The organism is Streptomyces sp. DSM 106670 (genome assembly GCF_055792845.1).
In genome coordinates this window covers 651,681-667,322 of sequence record NZ_CM147704.1, presented here as the reverse complement: position 1 = coordinate 667,322, position 15,642 = coordinate 651,681, and the positions used below count along the sequence as shown (strand labels likewise).

Annotated in this window: 12 protein-coding genes; 7 read left to right on the top strand and 5 right to left on the bottom strand. The window is 70.6% G+C overall.

What is annotated here, in order from left to right; all coding sequences use genetic code 11:
* Positions 1 to 115: 115 nt before the first annotated feature.
* The 4 genes from chvE (at position 116) to ACSMXR_RS02860 (ending at position 6,173) form a co-directional block, all read left to right on the top strand.
* Positions 116 to 1,225: a multiple monosaccharide ABC transporter substrate-binding protein gene (gene chvE / locus ACSMXR_RS02875; protein ID WP_137231551.1), complete on the top strand. Its 1,110-nt coding sequence runs from the start codon at positions 116 to 118 to the stop codon at positions 1,223 to 1,225.
* Positions 1,226 to 1,290: 65 nt separating this feature from the next.
* A complete protein-coding gene (gene mmsA / locus ACSMXR_RS02870) occupies positions 1,291 to 2,862 on the top strand; it encodes a multiple monosaccharide ABC transporter ATP-binding protein (RefSeq protein ID WP_473172333.1) in 1,572 nt (523 codons plus the stop codon).
* Positions 2,852 to 4,090: a multiple monosaccharide ABC transporter permease gene (gene mmsB, locus ACSMXR_RS02865; RefSeq protein ID WP_137231555.1), complete on the top strand. Its 1,239-nt coding sequence runs from the start codon at positions 2,852 to 2,854 to the stop codon at positions 4,088 to 4,090. Before mmsA ends, mmsB begins: the two co-directional genes overlap by 11 nt.
* 121 nt (positions 4,091 to 4,211) lie before the next feature.
* Positions 4,212 to 6,173 (top strand): acyl-CoA dehydrogenase family protein, encoded by a 1,962-nt coding sequence (locus tag ACSMXR_RS02860; protein WP_137231556.1) that lies wholly within the window; start codon positions 4,212 to 4,214, stop codon positions 6,171 to 6,173.
* Between the two features lie 68 nt (positions 6,174 to 6,241).
* Here ACSMXR_RS02860 and ACSMXR_RS02855 read toward each other — a convergent pair whose 3' ends face one another.
* The 3 genes from ACSMXR_RS02855 to ACSMXR_RS02845 all read right to left on the bottom strand — a co-directional run bounded on the left by ACSMXR_RS02855 (position 6,242) and on the right by ACSMXR_RS02845 (position 8,432).
* On the bottom strand, positions 6,242 to 6,394 hold the full coding sequence (locus tag ACSMXR_RS02855) for an MFS transporter small subunit (RefSeq protein WP_170994504.1): 153 nt from the start codon (positions 6,392 to 6,394) through the stop codon (positions 6,242 to 6,244).
* Positions 6,363 to 7,709 carry an OFA family MFS transporter gene (locus ACSMXR_RS02850; RefSeq protein ID WP_376184862.1) on the bottom strand — a complete coding sequence of 449 codons (1,347 nt, stop codon included), beginning with the start codon at positions 7,707 to 7,709 and terminating at the stop codon, positions 6,363 to 6,365. The genes ACSMXR_RS02855 and ACSMXR_RS02850 overlap by 32 nt, the downstream gene beginning before the upstream one ends.
* 87 nt (positions 7,710 to 7,796) lie before the next feature.
* Positions 7,797 to 8,432 carry a TetR/AcrR family transcriptional regulator gene (locus tag ACSMXR_RS02845; RefSeq protein WP_473171162.1) on the bottom strand — a complete coding sequence of 212 codons (636 nt, stop codon included), beginning with the start codon at positions 8,430 to 8,432 and terminating at the stop codon, positions 7,797 to 7,799.
* Positions 8,433 to 8,557: 125 nt separating this feature from the next.
* Here ACSMXR_RS02845 and ACSMXR_RS02840 point away from each other — a divergent pair, with 125 nt between their 5' ends.
* On the top strand, positions 8,558 to 9,523 hold the full coding sequence (locus ACSMXR_RS02840; protein WP_473171161.1) for an oxygenase MpaB family protein: 966 nt from the start codon (positions 8,558 to 8,560) through the stop codon (positions 9,521 to 9,523).
* A gap of 34 nt (positions 9,524 to 9,557) precedes the next feature.
* Here ACSMXR_RS02840 and ACSMXR_RS02835 read toward each other — a convergent pair whose 3' ends face one another.
* Together ACSMXR_RS02835 and ACSMXR_RS02830 are read right to left on the bottom strand one after the other, a co-directional pair.
* Complete coding sequence (locus tag ACSMXR_RS02835; RefSeq protein WP_473171160.1) at positions 9,558 to 10,979, bottom strand: serine/threonine-protein kinase; 1,422 nt, start codon at positions 10,977 to 10,979, stop codon at positions 9,558 to 9,560.
* Positions 10,976 to 11,785 carry an FHA domain-containing protein gene (locus tag ACSMXR_RS02830; protein WP_170994505.1) on the bottom strand — a complete coding sequence of 270 codons (810 nt, stop codon included), beginning with the start codon at positions 11,783 to 11,785 and terminating at the stop codon, positions 10,976 to 10,978. Before ACSMXR_RS02830 ends, ACSMXR_RS02835 begins: the two co-directional genes overlap by 4 nt.
* Positions 11,786 to 12,056: 271 nt before the next feature.
* Here ACSMXR_RS02830 and ACSMXR_RS02825 point away from each other — a divergent pair, with 271 nt between their 5' ends.
* Both ACSMXR_RS02825 and ACSMXR_RS02820 read left to right on the top strand, forming a co-directional pair.
* On the top strand, positions 12,057 to 14,513 hold the full coding sequence (locus ACSMXR_RS02825; RefSeq protein ID WP_473171159.1) for a penicillin acylase family protein: 2,457 nt from the start codon (positions 12,057 to 12,059) through the stop codon (positions 14,511 to 14,513).
* A 30-nt stretch (positions 14,514 to 14,543) separates the two neighbouring features.
* Positions 14,544 to 15,641: an alpha/beta hydrolase gene (locus tag ACSMXR_RS02820; RefSeq protein ID WP_473171158.1), complete on the top strand. Its 1,098-nt coding sequence runs from the start codon at positions 14,544 to 14,546 to the stop codon at positions 15,639 to 15,641.
* The last annotated feature ends 1 nt before the right edge of the window (position 15,642 follow it).

Here is a 15,642-nt window from a genome sequence, read left to right as displayed (position 1 = left end):
GTGGCTGGTGAGCGGTTCCCCTGTCGACGGCGCCCGCGCCGCGACAGCGGGCGCCCGCCGGCTGTCGCCCCTGCCCCCAGAGCCGCCCCAACGACGGGAATGCCAGGTAACGACCATGACGAACCGACGACATGCTCTTCCGCTCCTCGCCGCCGCCACCGCGTGCGCCCTGCTGCTGACCGGCTGCGGCCAGAACAGCGAGGGCGGAAGCCGTGAGAAGTCCGGCGAGGACGCCAGGACCATCGGCATCGCGATGCCGACCAAATCGTCCGAGCGCTGGATAGCCGACGGCCGGAACATGACGGCGAGCCTGAAGAAGGCCGGCTTCCGGACCACCCTCCAGTACGGCGAGGACGACCCCGACCAGCAGGTCTCCCAGATCGAGAACATGATCACCCAGGGGGTGGACGCCCTGGTCATCGCCGCGATCAACGGCGAGGCCCTCTCCAACGTGCTCCAGCAGGCCGCCGACGCCGACATCCCCGTCATCTCCTACGACCGGCTGATCCTCGGCTCTCCCCACGTCGACTACTACGCCTCGTTCGACAACGAGAAGGTCGGGGAGCTCCAGGCGGGCTACATCGTCGACAAGCTCGGCCTGAAGGAGCAGCCGGACAAGGGCCCCTTCAACATCGAGCTGTTCGCGGGCTCGAACGACGACAACAACACCAAGTACTTCTTCAACGGCGCCATGAAGGTCCTGAAGCCCTACGTCGACGACAAACGCCTCGTCGTCCGCTCCGGGCAGACCCGCCTCAACCAGGTCACCACCCTGCGCTGGGACGGCGGCACCGCCCAGAAGCGGATGGACGACCTCCTCACCTCCGCGTACTCCAGCGCCCGGGTCGACGCGGTTCTCTCCCCGTACGACGGCATCTCCATCGGCATCCTGTCGGCCCTGAAGTCCGACGACTACGGCAGCTCCGCCAAGCCCCTGCCGGTGGTCACCGGGCAGGACGCGGAGGCGGCCTCGGTGAAGTCGATCATCGCGGGCGAGCAGACCCAGACCGTCTACAAGGACACCCGCGCACTCGCCCAGGTGGCGTCCGACATGGTCGGAGCGGTCCTGGACGGGAAGAAGCCCGAGACCAACGACACCACGACCTACGACAACGGGAAGAAGGTCGTACCGGCCCACCTGCTGCCGCCGGTCAGCGTCGACAGGAGCAACTACCAGGCCGTGCTCGTGGACTCCGGCTACCTGAAGGCCGAGGACCTGCGGTGACGGAGGAAGCCCCGGAGGCCGGCGGCGTCCCGGAACAGGGCGCGGCCGGCGACCTCGTGCTCGACATGCGCTCCATCAGCAAGACGTTCCCCGGCGTGAAGGCGCTCAGCGAGGTGAACCTACGGGTCGCACGCGGCGAGGTCCACGCGCTGTGCGGCGAGAACGGCGCGGGCAAGTCCACGCTGATGAAGGTCCTCTCCGGCGTCCATCCGCACGGCAGCTACGAGGGGGAGATCCGCTACGAGGGCGAGGAGTGCCGGTTCCGCGACATCCGCGCCAGCGAGCGGCGCGGCATCGTGATCATCCATCAGGAGCTGGCCCTGGTGCCCCAGCTCTCGATCGCCGAGAACATCTTCCTGGGCCACGAGCCCGCCCGGCGCGGAGTCATCGCCTGGCCGCGGACCCTGCGCCGGGCCGCCGAACTCCTGCGCCGGGTGGGTCTTGACGAGCACCCGCAGACTCGCGTCGCCGACATCGGCGTGAGCAAGCAGCAGCTGGTCGAGATCGCCAAGGCGCTGGCCAAGGACGTCGGACTGCTGATCCTCGACGAACCGACCGCCGCGCTGAACGACGAGGACAGCGCCCAACTGCTCCGCCTGATCGGCGAGCTGAAGAACCAGGGCATCACCTCGATCATCATCTCCCACAAGCTCAACGAGATCGCGAAGGTCGCCGACTCCGTCACCATCCTCCGCGACGGCCACACCGTGGAGACCCTCGACCTCGGCGCTCCCGGGACCACGGAGGAGCGCATCATCCGCGGCATGGTCGGCCGCAGCCTCGACAACCGCTTCCCCGACCGGACCCCGTGTGCGGCCCCGCCCGCTCCCGCGCCGGCCCTGGAGATCCGCGACTGGACCGTGGGCCACCCCGTCGACCACCAGCGAACCGTGGTCGACGGAGTGTCGCTGCGGGTGGAGCGCGGCGAGATCGTCGGCATCGCCGGGCTGATGGGCGCGGGCCGCACCGAACTCGCCATGAGCGTCTTCGGCCGCTCCTACGGGAGACACCTCGCCGGAACGGTGCTCCGTGACGGGGCCGAGGCGCGGACCCGCACCGTGCCGGAGGCCATCGAGGCGGGCATCGCCTATGTGACGGAGGACCGCAAGCACTACGGACTGAACCTCCAGGACACCGTCAGCAGGAACATCTCCCTCGCCTCGCTTCCCCGGCTGGCCCGGCGCGGGGTGGTCGACAGCCACCAGGAACGCGTCGTCGCCGAGGACTTCCGCCGCACCATGAGCATCCGGGCCCGCAACGTCTTCGAGCAGGTGGGCCGGCTGTCCGGCGGGAACCAGCAGAAGGTCGTCCTGAGCAAGTGGATCCTCGCCGGGCCCGAGGTCCTCATCCTGGACGAACCCACCAGAGGCGTCGACGTCGGCGCCAAGTACGAGATCTACACGGTGATCGACCGGCTCGCCGCCGAAGGCAAGGCGGTCCTGCTGATCTCGTCCGAGCTGCCCGAACTCCTGGGCATGTGCGACCGGGTCTACACGATGGCGGCCGGCCGGATCACCGGTGAGAGCTCCCGGTCCGAAGCCGACCAGGAGCTGCTGATGCGGTACATGACGCACGACCCCGCCGTCCCCGCGCCCCGGCACCCCGCACCCCACGAAGGACTCACCGATGAGCACTGACCTCAGTCCCACCCCTCCGGCCGCCGCGGACCCCGGGCCACGCGGGGCCGCCCCGGCGGTGGCGCGTCTGCTGGTGGACAGCGTCCGGCGCAACAGCCGGCAGTACGGGATGCTGTTCGCGCTGGGACTCATCGTGCTGCTCTTCCAGATCTGGACGGGCGGCGACCTGCTCCTGCCGCGCAACGTCTCCAATCTCGTCCTGCAGAACAGCTACATCCTCATCCTCGCCATCGGCATGATGATCGTCATCATCTCCGGTCACATCGACCTCTCCGTGGGATCGCTGACCGCTCTGGTCGGCGCGGTCGCGGCGGTGCTGATGGTGGAACACCATCTCTCCTGGCCCCTCGCCGTGGTGGTGACCCTCCTCATCGGCGCGGCCGCGGGGGCGGTCCAGGGCTTCTTCATCGCGTACGTCGGCATACCGTCGTTCATCGTCACCCTGGCCGGCATGCTGCTCTTCCGGGGCCTGACCGAGATCTTCCTGGCGGGGCAGACCCTCGGTCCCTTCCCCGAAGGCCTGCAGAAGGTGGCCAACGGCTTCCTGCCCGAGGTGGGGCCCGTCACCAACTACCACAACCTGACCCTGCTGCTCGGGCTCGGAGTGATCGCCCTGGTGGTCAACCAGGAGATCCGCAACCGGGCCCGGCAGCGGGAGTTCGACCTGGCGCCCCTGCCGAAGAACCTGTTCGTGCTGAAGCTCGTCGCCCTGACCGCCGCCATCGCGGTCGCCACGCTCCTGCTCGCCAGCTACAAGGGCGCGCCCGTCGTCCTGATCGTCCTCGCCGTCCTGCTGGTCTGCTTCGGCTACGTGATGCGCAACGTGGTGGTGGGACGGCACGTCTACGCCATCGGCGGCAACCTGCCCGCGGCCAAGCTGTCGGGCGTCAAGGACCGCAAGGTGACCTTCGCGGTCTTCCTGAACATGGGCATGCTGGCGGCCCTGGCGGGACTGGTGTTCGCGGCCCGGTTCAACGCGGCCTCGCCCAAGGCGGGCATCAACTTCGAGCTGGAGGCCATCGCCGCCGCCTTCATCGGTGGGGCGTCGATGAGCGGCGGTGTCGGGACGGTGCTGGGCGCCGTCATCGGCGGCCTGGTCCTCGGGGTCCTCAACAACGGGATGAACCTGGTCGGCATAGGCACCGACTGGCAGCAGGTGATCAAGGGCCTGGCGCTCCTCGCCGCGGTCGGATTCGACGTCTGGAACAAACGCCGGGCCGGTTCCTGAGGCTCGATGCCACCCCGGCCGGCCGGGGGACCGGGGCCTTCTGCGCCGGTACGTTCCCCGGTCCGGCGAAATCCGTGCGGGGTTGCGAGGTGATCGTCCCCGGACGGGGTAGCGAAGTGGTATGACCACTGACAAAACAGCTACCGCTTCCGGCGGATACGTACAGCCGGAGCTCGACGTCCGGGCGCTGACCGAGGTGCTCGACGGCGAGTACGCCGAGGTGCGCGACCTGGTCCGGGCCAACCTGGTGACGCATGCCTCGGTGCTCGACGAGGCCGACGAGCTCGGCATCGACGCCTTCCGCGAACGGGTGCGCGAGCTCGTGGTCGCGATGGCGGCGACGGGCCAGACCGGCATGGGCTTCCCGAAGCGGTACGGCGGGGGCGGCGACGTCGGGGCCTCGATCGCCGCGTTCGAGACGCTCGCCTTCGGCGATCTGTCGGTGCTGGTGAAGGTCGGCGTGCAGTTCGGGCTCTTCGGCGGCGCGATCCTGCACCTGGGCACCGAACGCCACCACGACGCCCATCTGCCGGACCTGGTCACCGGAAAGCTGATGGGCTGCTTCGCGATGACCGAGACCGGACACGGCTCCAATGTGCAGGCACTCGGCACGGTCGCCCGGTACGACGCCGCCACCCGGGAGTTCGTCATCACCACCGAGGGTGAGCAGGCGCGCAAGGACTACATCGGCAACGCCGCCCGCCACGGGGAACTGGCGGTCGTCTTCGCCCAGTTGGAGGTGGGCGGGACGTCCGAGGGCGTGCACGCGTTCGTCGTGCCGATCCGGGTCGACGGCGAGGTGGCGCCCGGCGTCGACATCGAGGACGACGGCCGCAAGATGGGCCTCAACGGTGTGGACAACGGGCGCATCCGGTTCGACGGTGTCCGGGTGCCCCGCGAGGCGCTGCTCAACCGGTTCGCCGACGTCACCCCGGAAGGCGTCTACACGAGCCCGATCGACAACCCCGACCGCCGCTTCTTCACCATGCTCGGCACCCTGGTGCAGGGCCGGGTCAGCGTCGGCGGCGCCGGGGTCAACGCCGCCAAGGTCGCCCTCGCGGTCGCCACGAAGTACGCACTGCGCCGCCGGCAGTTCGCGGCGAGCTCACGGGACGAGGAACAGCTCCTCCTCGACTACGGTCTGCACCAACGCCGGCTGCTGCCGCTCATCGCCCGTACCTACGCGTTGCACTTCGCGCAGGACGTCGTCCGTACGCAGCTCCACGAGGTCTTCTCCGGTATCGAGGACGACCCGCAGGAACGGCGCCGGCTGGAGTCACGGGCCGCCGGAACCAAGGCGCTCGGCACCTGGCACGCCACCCGGGTGATCCAGGAGTGCCGGGAGGCCTGCGGCGGCGCCGGCTATCTCGCCGTCAACCGGTTCGCCGCCCTCAAGGCCGACAGCGACATCTTCACCACCTTCGAGGGCGACAACCACGTCCTGCTCCAGCTCGTCGCCAAGGGCCTGCTCACCGACTACGCCAGTGAGTTCGAGGACCTGGACCAGCTCGGCATGGTCCGCTACGTCACCAACCTCGCCGTCGAGACGGTCATCGAGAAGACGTCGGCCCACAAACTGCTGGAGCGGGTACGCGATCTGCTGCCCGGCGGCGACGAGTGGGACCAGGAGGCCGGTCTGCTCGACTCGGAGTACCAGCTCGCCATGGTCCGCTACCGCGAGGAGCATCTGCTCGCCGGGGTGGCCCGCAGGCTCAAGCGCGGGATCGACCAGAAGCGCGATCCCGGCGTCGTCTTCTCCCAGGTCCAGGACCATGTCATCGCCGTGGCCCGCGCCCATGTGGAGCGGCTGGTGCTGGAGGCCTTCGTCGAGAAGCTGCGTACGCTGCCCGAGGGCGGCAACAAGGTCGCGCTGGGCCTGCTGTGCGACCTGTTCGCGCTGTCGACGATCGAGGCGGACCGGGCGTGGTTCATGGAGCACGGCCGGCTGACCGTCCAACGTTCCAAGGCGATCACCCGCGAGGTGAACGACCTCTGCCGCAAGGTCCGGCCCCTCGCGGGCGGCCTCGTCGACGCCTGGGGCATCCCGTCCGAACTGCTGCGCGCCCCGGACCTGGTGGGCTGAGCCCGGCGGCACCCGTCCCGGGCGCCGGGCTCCGGGCCCGGCGGCCCGGGCCCGGAGCCCGCATCGGGTCAGCCGGTGAAGAGCTGGGTGGCCTTGCGGATCAGCTCGTACAGCCCGTAGGCGAGCGGGACGCCCACCCACAGCCAGGTGAAGGCGATCAGCGGCCGCCGGTCCTTCACCGCGGCGGCGTCAGGCGGGTTCTGACTGCTGTCGTCGGACATCGGGCGCTCCCTTCCGCGCCGTCACGGCGTCGAGGTGGTGGGACGGGTGGACCGGGCGGACCAGCTCATTGGCCACGAAGCCGACGACGAGCAGGCCCATCATGATGAAGAGCGAGGTCCCGTACAGCTCCGCGCCGTCCTTCCCGGCCTCCTCCTGCCGGTCGGCGATCCAGTTCACGATCAGCGGCCCCAGCACACCGGCGGTGGACCAGGCGGTGAGCAGACGGCCGTGGATCGCGCCGACCTGATAGGTGCCGAAGAGATCCTTGAGATAGGCGGGAATCGTCGCGAAGCCGCCGCCGTAGAAGGAGAGGATCACCAGCGCGCACAGCACGAACAGCGGCTTGGAGGAGCTTCCCACCAGGGCGATGAGCGCGTACATGAGCGTGCCCGCACCGAGGTAGAGGCGGTAGATGTTCTTGCGGCCGATCAGGTCGGAGGTGGAGGACCAGCCGATCCGGCCCGCCATGTTGGCCGCGGACAGCAGGGCCACGAACCCGGCGGCGGCCGCCGCCGACACCGGCGTGGAGGTGTCCGCGAAGAAGTCCGAGATCATCGGCGCGGCCTTCTCCAGGATGCCGATGCCCGCGGTGACGTTCATGCAGAGCACGACCCACAACAGCCAGAACTGCGGGGTGCGCAGCGCCTGCCGCGCCGACACCCGGGGCCCGTCGGACGCCGTGGTGCCACCGGCCTCCCGCTGCTCGCCCCGCGGCCGCGGCACCCGTACCAGCAGGACGCCCAGCAGCATGAAGACGGCGTAGGACAGTCCGTGGACGAGGAAGGCCAGCGCGATCCCGGAGGTGTCGCTGCCGAAGGACTCCAGCATCTGCGCCGACCAGGGCGAGGCGATCAGCGCGCCGCCGCCGAAGCCCATGATGGCGATGCCGGTGGCCATGCCGGGGCGGTCGGGGAACCACTTGATGAGCGTCGACACCGGCGAGATGTAGCCGATGCCGAGCCCGATGCCGCCGACGAAGCCGTATCCGAGGACGATCAGCCAGAACTGCCCGGTCGCGGCGCCGAGTGCGGAGATCAGGAAGCCGGAGGAGAAGCAGACGAGGGCGACCGTCATCGCCCAGCGCGGGCCTCGGCGCTCCACGAGCGTACCGCCGAAGGCCGCGGAGAGGCCGAGCATGACGATGCCGAGCTGGAAGGGCAGGGCGCTCTGCGTGCCGCTGAGGCCGAGCGCTTCCTCCAGCGGTGGTTTGAACACGGACCAGGCGTAGGCCTGGCCGATGGAGAGGTGGATCGAGAGGGCGGCGGGCGGAACCAGCCAGCGACTCCAGCCCACGGGGGCGATGGGGGGACTCATGGGTCCCTCACCGTAGTGAGGGGCAATCCGGTTGAGAAGAGTGTTGGTTAAACTTTCACCTTGTTCGATTCGCGTGATGGTGACGCGTCAGGTGGCGTGACCCCCGCACCGGCCGCCGGGCCGCTCCCCGGGAGCGGTCGCCGCGAGCACCAGTGCCACGCAGTGCGACTCCAGCCGCTCGCGCGGTACGTCGAGCGTGCCGTGCAGCCATCCGGCGAAGAGGTTCGCCAGGCCGCCGACCAGGGCGTGCGCGGCCATGCGGCGGTCGATGTCGTCGCCCGTACCGGCGAGCTGGCCGCCGACGAGGTCGGTGAACACCGGCATGAGCCGGTGGCTGTGGGCCCCGAGGGCCGGATCGGCGAAGGGCTCCAGGAGCAGCAGACGGCCCTTGTGCGGCGCGTCCAGGACCAGGGCGACGAAGGCGGCGACGGCGGCCCGGGCCCGGACCTCGACCTGTGGATCGCTGAGTGCCACGGCCTCCTCCAGCGCGCTTCTGGCCTCGTCGGCGACCCGCTCGAAGGCGGCGAGGAGCAGATCGTCGCGGCCGGTGAAGCTCTCGTAGAAGTAGCGGTCCGTCAGGCGGGCCTCCCGGCACACGGACCGGACCGTGACGGCCGCGCACCCCTCCTCGCCGGCCAGCCGCTCGGCGACGTCCAGGAGGGTCTGCCGGCGGGCGGCGCGACGATCGGCGAGCTTGGTCCCGCCCCAGCTCCGTTCCGTCAACTCCGGTTCCCCCGTGTTCTGTTCACGCAATTGACGACAGGTGTCCGCACATTCTAACCTGAGGACAGGTGTCATCAGATTGCTCTCGACGGCCTCGCAACGGAAAACCCCCAGCGGAGGTAAACGTGACAGCGTCAGACCAACGACCGCGCCCGGCGGGCCCGGCAGCCCCCGAACCCCTCGGCCCCGACTCCCTCACCTGGCGGTGGTTCGGCGACTGGCGAGGTCTCCTCCTCGCGCCCTGGGCCGGATCGATGCAGAACATGCACCCCGAGCTGGGCGCGGGCGTCGCCGAGCACTCGCGCTTCTTCGAGGAGCGCTGGGAGCGCCTCTTCCGCTCGCTGTACCCGATCGGCGGAGTCGTCTACGACGGCCCGCTCGCCGCCCGGACCGCCCGCGAGGTACGTGGCTACCACGCCTCGATCAGCGGGGTCGACGAGCACGGCCGCCCGTACCACGCCCTCAACCCGGGCACGTTCTACTGGGCGCACGCCACGTTCTTCATGCTGACCGTGCAGGTGGCCGAGCGCTTCGGCGGCGGCCTCACCGACGCGCAGCGGCACACGCTCTTCGACGAACACGTCCGCTGGTACGCGCTGTACGGCCTCTCGATGAAACCCGTGCCCCGCACCTGGGAGGAGTTCCAGCGGTACTGGGACCACATGTGCGCCGACGTCCTGGAGGACAACCGGCCGACCCGGGACGTCCTGAACATGCGCAGGATCGCCAAACCGCCCCTCCTGCGGCTGCTGCCGTCGCCGCTGTGGGCCCTCGCCCGCATCCCGCTCGTCCGGCTGACACTGTGGATCACGGTCGGCATGTATCCGCCGGCCGTGCGGGAACGCCTCGGCCTGCGCTGGACGCCCCACGACGAACGGCTGCTGCGCGCACTGGGCCTGGTGGTGCACCACACCTGGCAACGCGTCCCCGAACGGCACCGCTACCACCCGCGCGCCCGTGCGGGCTGGGACCGCGAGCGGGGCCGGGCGGTGCCGGGCCCGGTGGAGACACCGGCCCGGAACCTCCCGCCCGAGGAGCGGCGCGGGATGGCCCAGCACTACGTACCGAAGACCGACCGCCCGCCCGGGTGAACGCTCCGGGTGAACCAGGTCTGTCCGGCCGCTCCTAGGGCCTGTCGGAGAAGCATTCCGGCAGCGCCGGGCGTTCCTTGGCGCGTACGGCGGGGAGCCAGGCGGCCGGCGGTTCGGAGCCGGGCGGCAGGCGGACGCGGAACCAGTGGGTGGAGCGGCGGTCCTCCTCGTCGATGATGGTCTCCCCGTCGAGCACCCGGCAGTCGGCGATGAGGACGTCCCCGTGCCACACCCTGGTCGGCACGACGTTCTCCGCGGTGTAGGGCCGTACGGGGTCGATCGCCAGGCCGAGGCTGCATTGCGGGTTCCGGTCGGCCCGTCCCCGGCAGTCCCGCTCCGCGTTGTACACCTGGATCGCGCCGGGCGGCGTGGTGGCCGCGCGGCCCGGCGGTGCGGAAGAGGCCGCCCGTACCGCGTCCGCGGACAGGGTCGCGCCGGCGATCCCGCACAGCGCGGTCGCCAGGACGGCCGCGCGGGCCCGGGAGCCCCGCCGACCCGCACCCGCCCCGGCTCCCGCCCGGTGGGCGGCGATCCGGGCGAGCAGCCGCTCCGCGCTGTGCGGCGCGCGGGCCTCGTGGGTCGGGGCGAGACAGTCGGCCGCCAGCGCCCGCCAGAACGGCGGTACGGCCTGGTCCATGCGCAGCGGCGCCCGCCCCTGGCCGTACTCCTGGACCGCGGCGCCACGCGCCATGGGCGTGGCCCCGGGGAACGGCGACGCACCGGACGCGAACACCTCGTGGATGACGATGCCCAGCGCCCAGATGTCCGCCGACGGCCGCACCCGTACGCCGAGTTCGCCCAGCGGCGCCCGCCAGCGCTCGGGCGGGAAGTAGTCCAGGGTGCCCAGCGGAGGCACATGGCCGTGGGTGCCGGTCAGCTCGGTGGCGAGGCCGAAGTCGGAGAGCTTCACCGACCGGTCCCTGCCGAGCAGGACGTTCTCCGGCTTGAGATCCGCGTGGACCCAGCCCGACCGGTGGAGATGGGCGAGCCCCTCGCAGATGCCCGCGATCAGCCGGCCGCGATCACCCTCCGGCACCCCCGCGTCGATCAGTTCCCGCAGACTGCCGACGGCCCGCTCCATGACCAGCACGATCGCGCCCTCCAGCGCGGGGCGGTCGGCCGCGGTGAGAACGAACGACTCCAGGACGCCGATCAGCCGGGGATGCCCGGCCCCGCGCCCGAGTTCGGCCTCGCGGCGGGCGGACTCCACGATCCGCCGCGCCTGGCGCGGCGCGAGCCCGGCGGTCGGCATGATCTTGAGCGCCACGTCGGTGTGCCCCCGGGGCACGGCGGCCCCGCCGGTCCGCCCCTCGGCCGGCCGGGCCGCGTACACCGTGGACCAGCCCCCGGAGCCGATCGGCCGGGTGACCACCCAGTCCCCGACCCGGTATCCGGGCGGAAGCAGCTCCGCGCCGTCGCCGTCCGCGATGTCCCGCACGCCGTGCGGCGCGCTCACCGTGCGGCCTGCCGCTCCCGCCCGCCGGCCCCGGTCAGGGGCGGCAGCAGCGCGAGATGCTCCTCCCGTACGAGCCCGAACCGCAGCGCCAGGGCCACGATCTCCTCCCGCTTGCCGTTGCGGCGGTCGCCCTTGCCCGGCTCGGGGGTGTCCGGGCCGCCGATGCGCAGCTTCTGCTCCGCGAGGTAGTCGATGTGCGAGCTGACCGCCCGTGCGGTCAGCTCGCCCCCGGGCAGATGCCCACCGAGCCGCTCGACGATGTGCGGCGTGGTGGGGACCGCCACCCGCGACTGGTCGCGCAGCCGCGGTTCGCAGAGCGCGACCAGCACCAGGAAGTAGGTAGCCGTCTCGTTCAGGGAGTACGCGGTGACCGTGCTGTTCCCCCAGGGGCCGCCCATCGCGTCCGGGTCCAGATAGAGGTGGTCGGGCGCGAACACCTGGAAGGAGGTCGTGACGTCACCACGCGTCGGCAGCACGACGCGCGCGAACTCGAACGGGATCGGCGCCCCCACCCGTCGCGGCGGCACCCGCAGGTATTCCCCGGCGCCCTCCGGGTTCTCCACGAGATAGCTGTGGGTCGTGCTGTGGTTCGTCAACTGCCAGTGGTCGTCGGTGACCCGGATCTCCCCGGCGAGCCGGGAGATCGCCGGATCGTCGAGGCGCAGTTCCACGGGCAGGGCCGTGGAGCCCCGCCCGAAGCGGGCCGCCTCACCGGGGCCCAGCCGTAAGGTCATCGTGTCCCCGTGCGGTCCGCCGCCGACGGCGCCACCGCTTCCCTGCGGCAGATGAACGACTACACCGCTCACTGCGCCCCCCGTCCTGTTTGTCGCTTGTCGGACGAGCGGAACGATACTCATCCGGCGGGGGAGTTCATCGGTGCTCTTCGGCCACATAGCCAAAACCCGCCGCCCGACGCCATGGATGCCCCGTTCTGGACGGGGTTCAGTGGGCCAAGTCACCGTTCTGATTTCAGCGGGATTTCATCGCCGCTCCTTAGCTTGACCGCGTTCGGGCGACAGCCCGTACGACAGGGGAGGGACAGCGATGGCACGGAGGAGACACCGAACGAGGCTGCCGGTGGCGGTCGTCGCCGCGGTGGCGGTGATGAGCACACTGGCGGCCACCGGTTCGACGGCCACGGGGGCGGCGGCCGCCGGAGCGGGGCCGGACAGGCCGACGATCCGCTACACCGAGTACGGCATTCCGCACATCATCGCCTCGGACTGGGAGGGGCTGGGAACGGGTTACGGATACGCGGCGGCCGAGGACAACATCTGCACCCTGGCCGACACCTATCTGATGGTCGACGCCCGGCGGTCCCGTCATCTGGGCCCCGACGGCAGGGCCAGCCCCGGACAGAACCAGAACACCACCAGCAACCTCAACAGCGATCTGTACTTCCAGCGGCTCAAGGACGACCGGGTGGTGGAACGGCTCCTCGACAAGCCCGCCCCCGACGGGCCCGACCCCGAGGTCCGGGAAGCCATCCGCGGCTATGTCCAGGGGTACAACAGATATCTGGCCGAGACCGGCGTGGACGGCATCTCCGACCCGGCCTGCCGCGGCGCGGACTGGGTCCGGCCGATCACGGAGCTGGACGTCTACCGGCACGCGCACGCCGAGATCATCATGGGCAGCGCCGACGCGCTCCTGGACGGCCAGGTGAACGCGGCGCCCCCGGGAGCCTCGGCCGCCGCACGGCCGAAGGCCGCATCTGGCAAGCCCGCGCCACGAGCCTCCTCGCCCGAGGAGACCGCCGCGAAGATCCGCGACGCGATGGCGGCGAGCCGCGAACAGGGCATGGGCAGCAACGCCCTGGCGGTCGGCTCGCAGGGCGTGTCCGGGGGCACCGGCATGCTGCTGGCCAACCCGCACTTCCCGTGGCAGGGCAAGAACCGGATGTGGCAGAGCCAGCTGACGATCCCGGGCAAGGTCAATGTCTCCGGGGCCAGCCTGCTGGGCTTCCCCGCGGTGAACATCGGCTACAACGAGAACGTGGCCTGGAGCCATACGGTCGCCACGGTGGCCCCGTTCGGACTGTTCGACGTACAGGTGGATCCGCTCGACCCCACCAAGTACCTGGTGGACGGCGCCTGGGAGCGGATGGCCTCGCAGCGGGTCGAGGTCGATGTGCTGAAGCCGGACGGCTCCCTCGCCAAGGCCGCCAGGACGCTGTGGTCCACCCGCTACGGCCCCGTCACCACATCCATGCAGGGCATCCCCCTGCCCTGGGTGGTCAGCGCGCACGCGGTCCGCGATGTGAACCTGCACAACCTGCGGGCGCTGAACAGCTGGTTCCGCCTCGACCAGGCCGAGGACGTCCACGACGTCGTGAACATCCTGGAGACCACCCAGGGCGTCCCCTTCTTCAACACCGTCGCCTCCGACCGCACGGGCAACGCGCTGTACGCGGACATCCAGGCCACCCCGAACATCACCGACCAGCACGCGGAGTCCTGCCTCACCGCCACCGGCCGACTGCTGTTCGATCAGTCGCTCCGGCTGCCGAACGTGCCGCCGATCTCCATCCTCGACGGCAAACGCAGCGCCTGTGACTGGCCCGACGACCCGAACGCGGCCGCGCCGGGACTGCTGGACCCGCACAAGCAACCGCGCCTGATCCGCAGCGACTTCGTGGGCAACGCCAACGACAGCCCCTGGCTGGCCAACCCCGCGCAACCGCTCGCCTTCCCCCGGGTGATGGGCGACACCGCCGCGCCCCGGTCGCTGCGCACCCAGGAACTCATCCTGACCGCGCAGAAGCGGATCGCCGGCACCGACGGCCTCCCCGGCAAGGGCTTCACCCCCGAAACCATGGGGCAGTTGCTGTTCGCCGACAACAGCAGAGCCGCCGACCTGGCCCTCGACGCCACGGTGACGATGTGTCAGAACGTGCCCTTCGGACACATCCTGGTCGACGGCAACCTGGTCGACGTGCGAGAGGCCTGCCCGGTCCTGGCCGCCTGGAAGAGCCACGACTACACGACGGACAGCCGGGGTTCCTGGCTCTTCGCCAACTACTGGGCCTTCCTGCTCAACGGACAGGGGGTGGAGAAGCTGCCGTGGCGGGTCCCCTTCGACCCCAAGGACCCGGTGCACACACCCAATTCGCTGGACTCCGGAAGCTCCGCCGTACGTGACGCCTTCGGCCGGGCCGTCCTCGCGCTGCGCAAGGCGAACATCGCGCTGAACGCCCCGCTGTCGGAGATCCAGAAGGTCACCCGGGGCGGCGAACAGATCCCGATCCACGGCTCGCTCGGCCAGCTCGGCGTGCTGAACGTGATCACCCCCGGCCAGGTCGACGGCGCGCCGGACATCGTCTTCGGCTCCAGCTTCATCCAGCAGGTGCGCTTCACCGCCACCGGCCCGCCGCAGGCGCTCTCCGTCATGGCCTACTCCCAGTCGGCCAACCCGAACTCGCCGCACCACGCCGACCAGACCAGGTTGTTCTCGGCCGGCGGGTGGGTGACCGAGCGGTTCACCGAGGAACAGATCGCGGCCTCACCGCACCTGCGCACCACCGTTCTGAACTGAGCCTTTCGACAGCCTCACGAGGGGAACGCAGTGACGAGTACCGTACGAAGAACAGCTCTCTGGTGGCGGCTCGCGGTGGCCTGGGCCGTCGCGGCGGTGGCCGTGGTCGCACCCGCGGGGGCGGTGCGCGCCGCCGACCCCGGCACGCCGCCGTCGCTGCCCGACGGCTTCGGCCTGACCCAGGTCGGCGCGCCGGTCGGCAGCGCCACCGACTTCCACCTCACCGTGACCACGCCCGAGGTCGCGGGCGAGCAGCACATCAAGATCATTCTTCCCAGCGGCTACTACGACGCCCCGGACCGCCGCTACCCGGTCCTGTACTTCCTGCACGGCTCGCCCGACGACCCGGTCCAGCAGAACTACCCGGCGCTCTACCGGTCGGACGAGATGATCACCGTCATCCCGGACGGCGGCGCCCGCGGCTGGTACACCAACTGGCTCAACCAGAAGACCGCGGCGGGAGCGCAGAACTGGCAGAACTTCCACCTGGACCAGGTCATCCCGTTCATCGACGCGAACCTGCGGACCATCGCCACCAAGAAGGCCAGGGCCGTCGCCGGCGTCTCCATGGGCGGCTTCGGCGCCTTCCACTACGCCCAGGTCCGCCCCGACCTCTTCAGCCACACCGCCTCCCTCTCCGGCGACATCGACTTCTCGGTCAGGTCCATGGGCCTGCGGCTGGCCGTCGTCGCCTCCCTCATCGACGGGCAGGGCGTCATCTGCGCCCTGGCGTCCGGGAGTTGCGACCCGAACTACTCCCCGTACCGACCCGCCGTGGACAGCGACGCGGCCTTCGGCTCGCCCTACCCGGTGTTCAACGCCGACTGGCGGTTCAACGAGGTCGACCCCTCGCAGCACATGGACCGGCTGGCCGACGCCGGAGTGCGGGTCTCCGTCTACACCGGCGACGGGAGAGGCGAGATCACCGATCCCGAGTTCTGGGTGGCGGGCGCGGCCAAGAACGTCAAGGCCGCCATGGACGCCCTGGGCATGTCCTACTACTACGTCAACTACGGCGACGGGGCCGGGTGGGGCGGCCAGTGCAACGGCGGCCACAACGGCCACTGCTGGGAGCAGGACCTCCAGGACCTGATCCCCCGGCTGGAAAGCGAGTTCGCCGCCGCGTAGA

Excerpts from the sequence above, each read along its gene's own strand:
- chvE (WP_137231551.1), top strand. The coding sequence starts at position 116 with ATGACGAACCGACGACATGCTCTTCCGCTCCTCGCCGCCGCCACCGCG.
- mmsA (WP_473172333.1), top strand. The coding sequence starts at position 1,291 with ATGCGCTCCATCAGCAAGACGTTCCCCGGCGTGAAGGCGCTCAGCGAG.
- mmsB (WP_137231555.1), top strand. The coding sequence starts at position 2,852 with ATGAGCACTGACCTCAGTCCCACCCCTCCGGCCGCCGCGGACCCCGGG.
- ACSMXR_RS02860 (WP_137231556.1), top strand. The coding sequence starts at position 4,212 with ATGACCACTGACAAAACAGCTACCGCTTCCGGCGGATACGTACAGCCG.
- ACSMXR_RS02855 (WP_170994504.1), bottom strand. The coding sequence starts at position 6,394 with ATGTCCGACGACAGCAGTCAGAACCCGCCTGACGCCGCCGCGGTGAAG.
- ACSMXR_RS02850 (WP_376184862.1), bottom strand. The coding sequence starts at position 7,709 with ATGAGTCCCCCCATCGCCCCCGTGGGCTGGAGTCGCTGGCTGGTTCCG.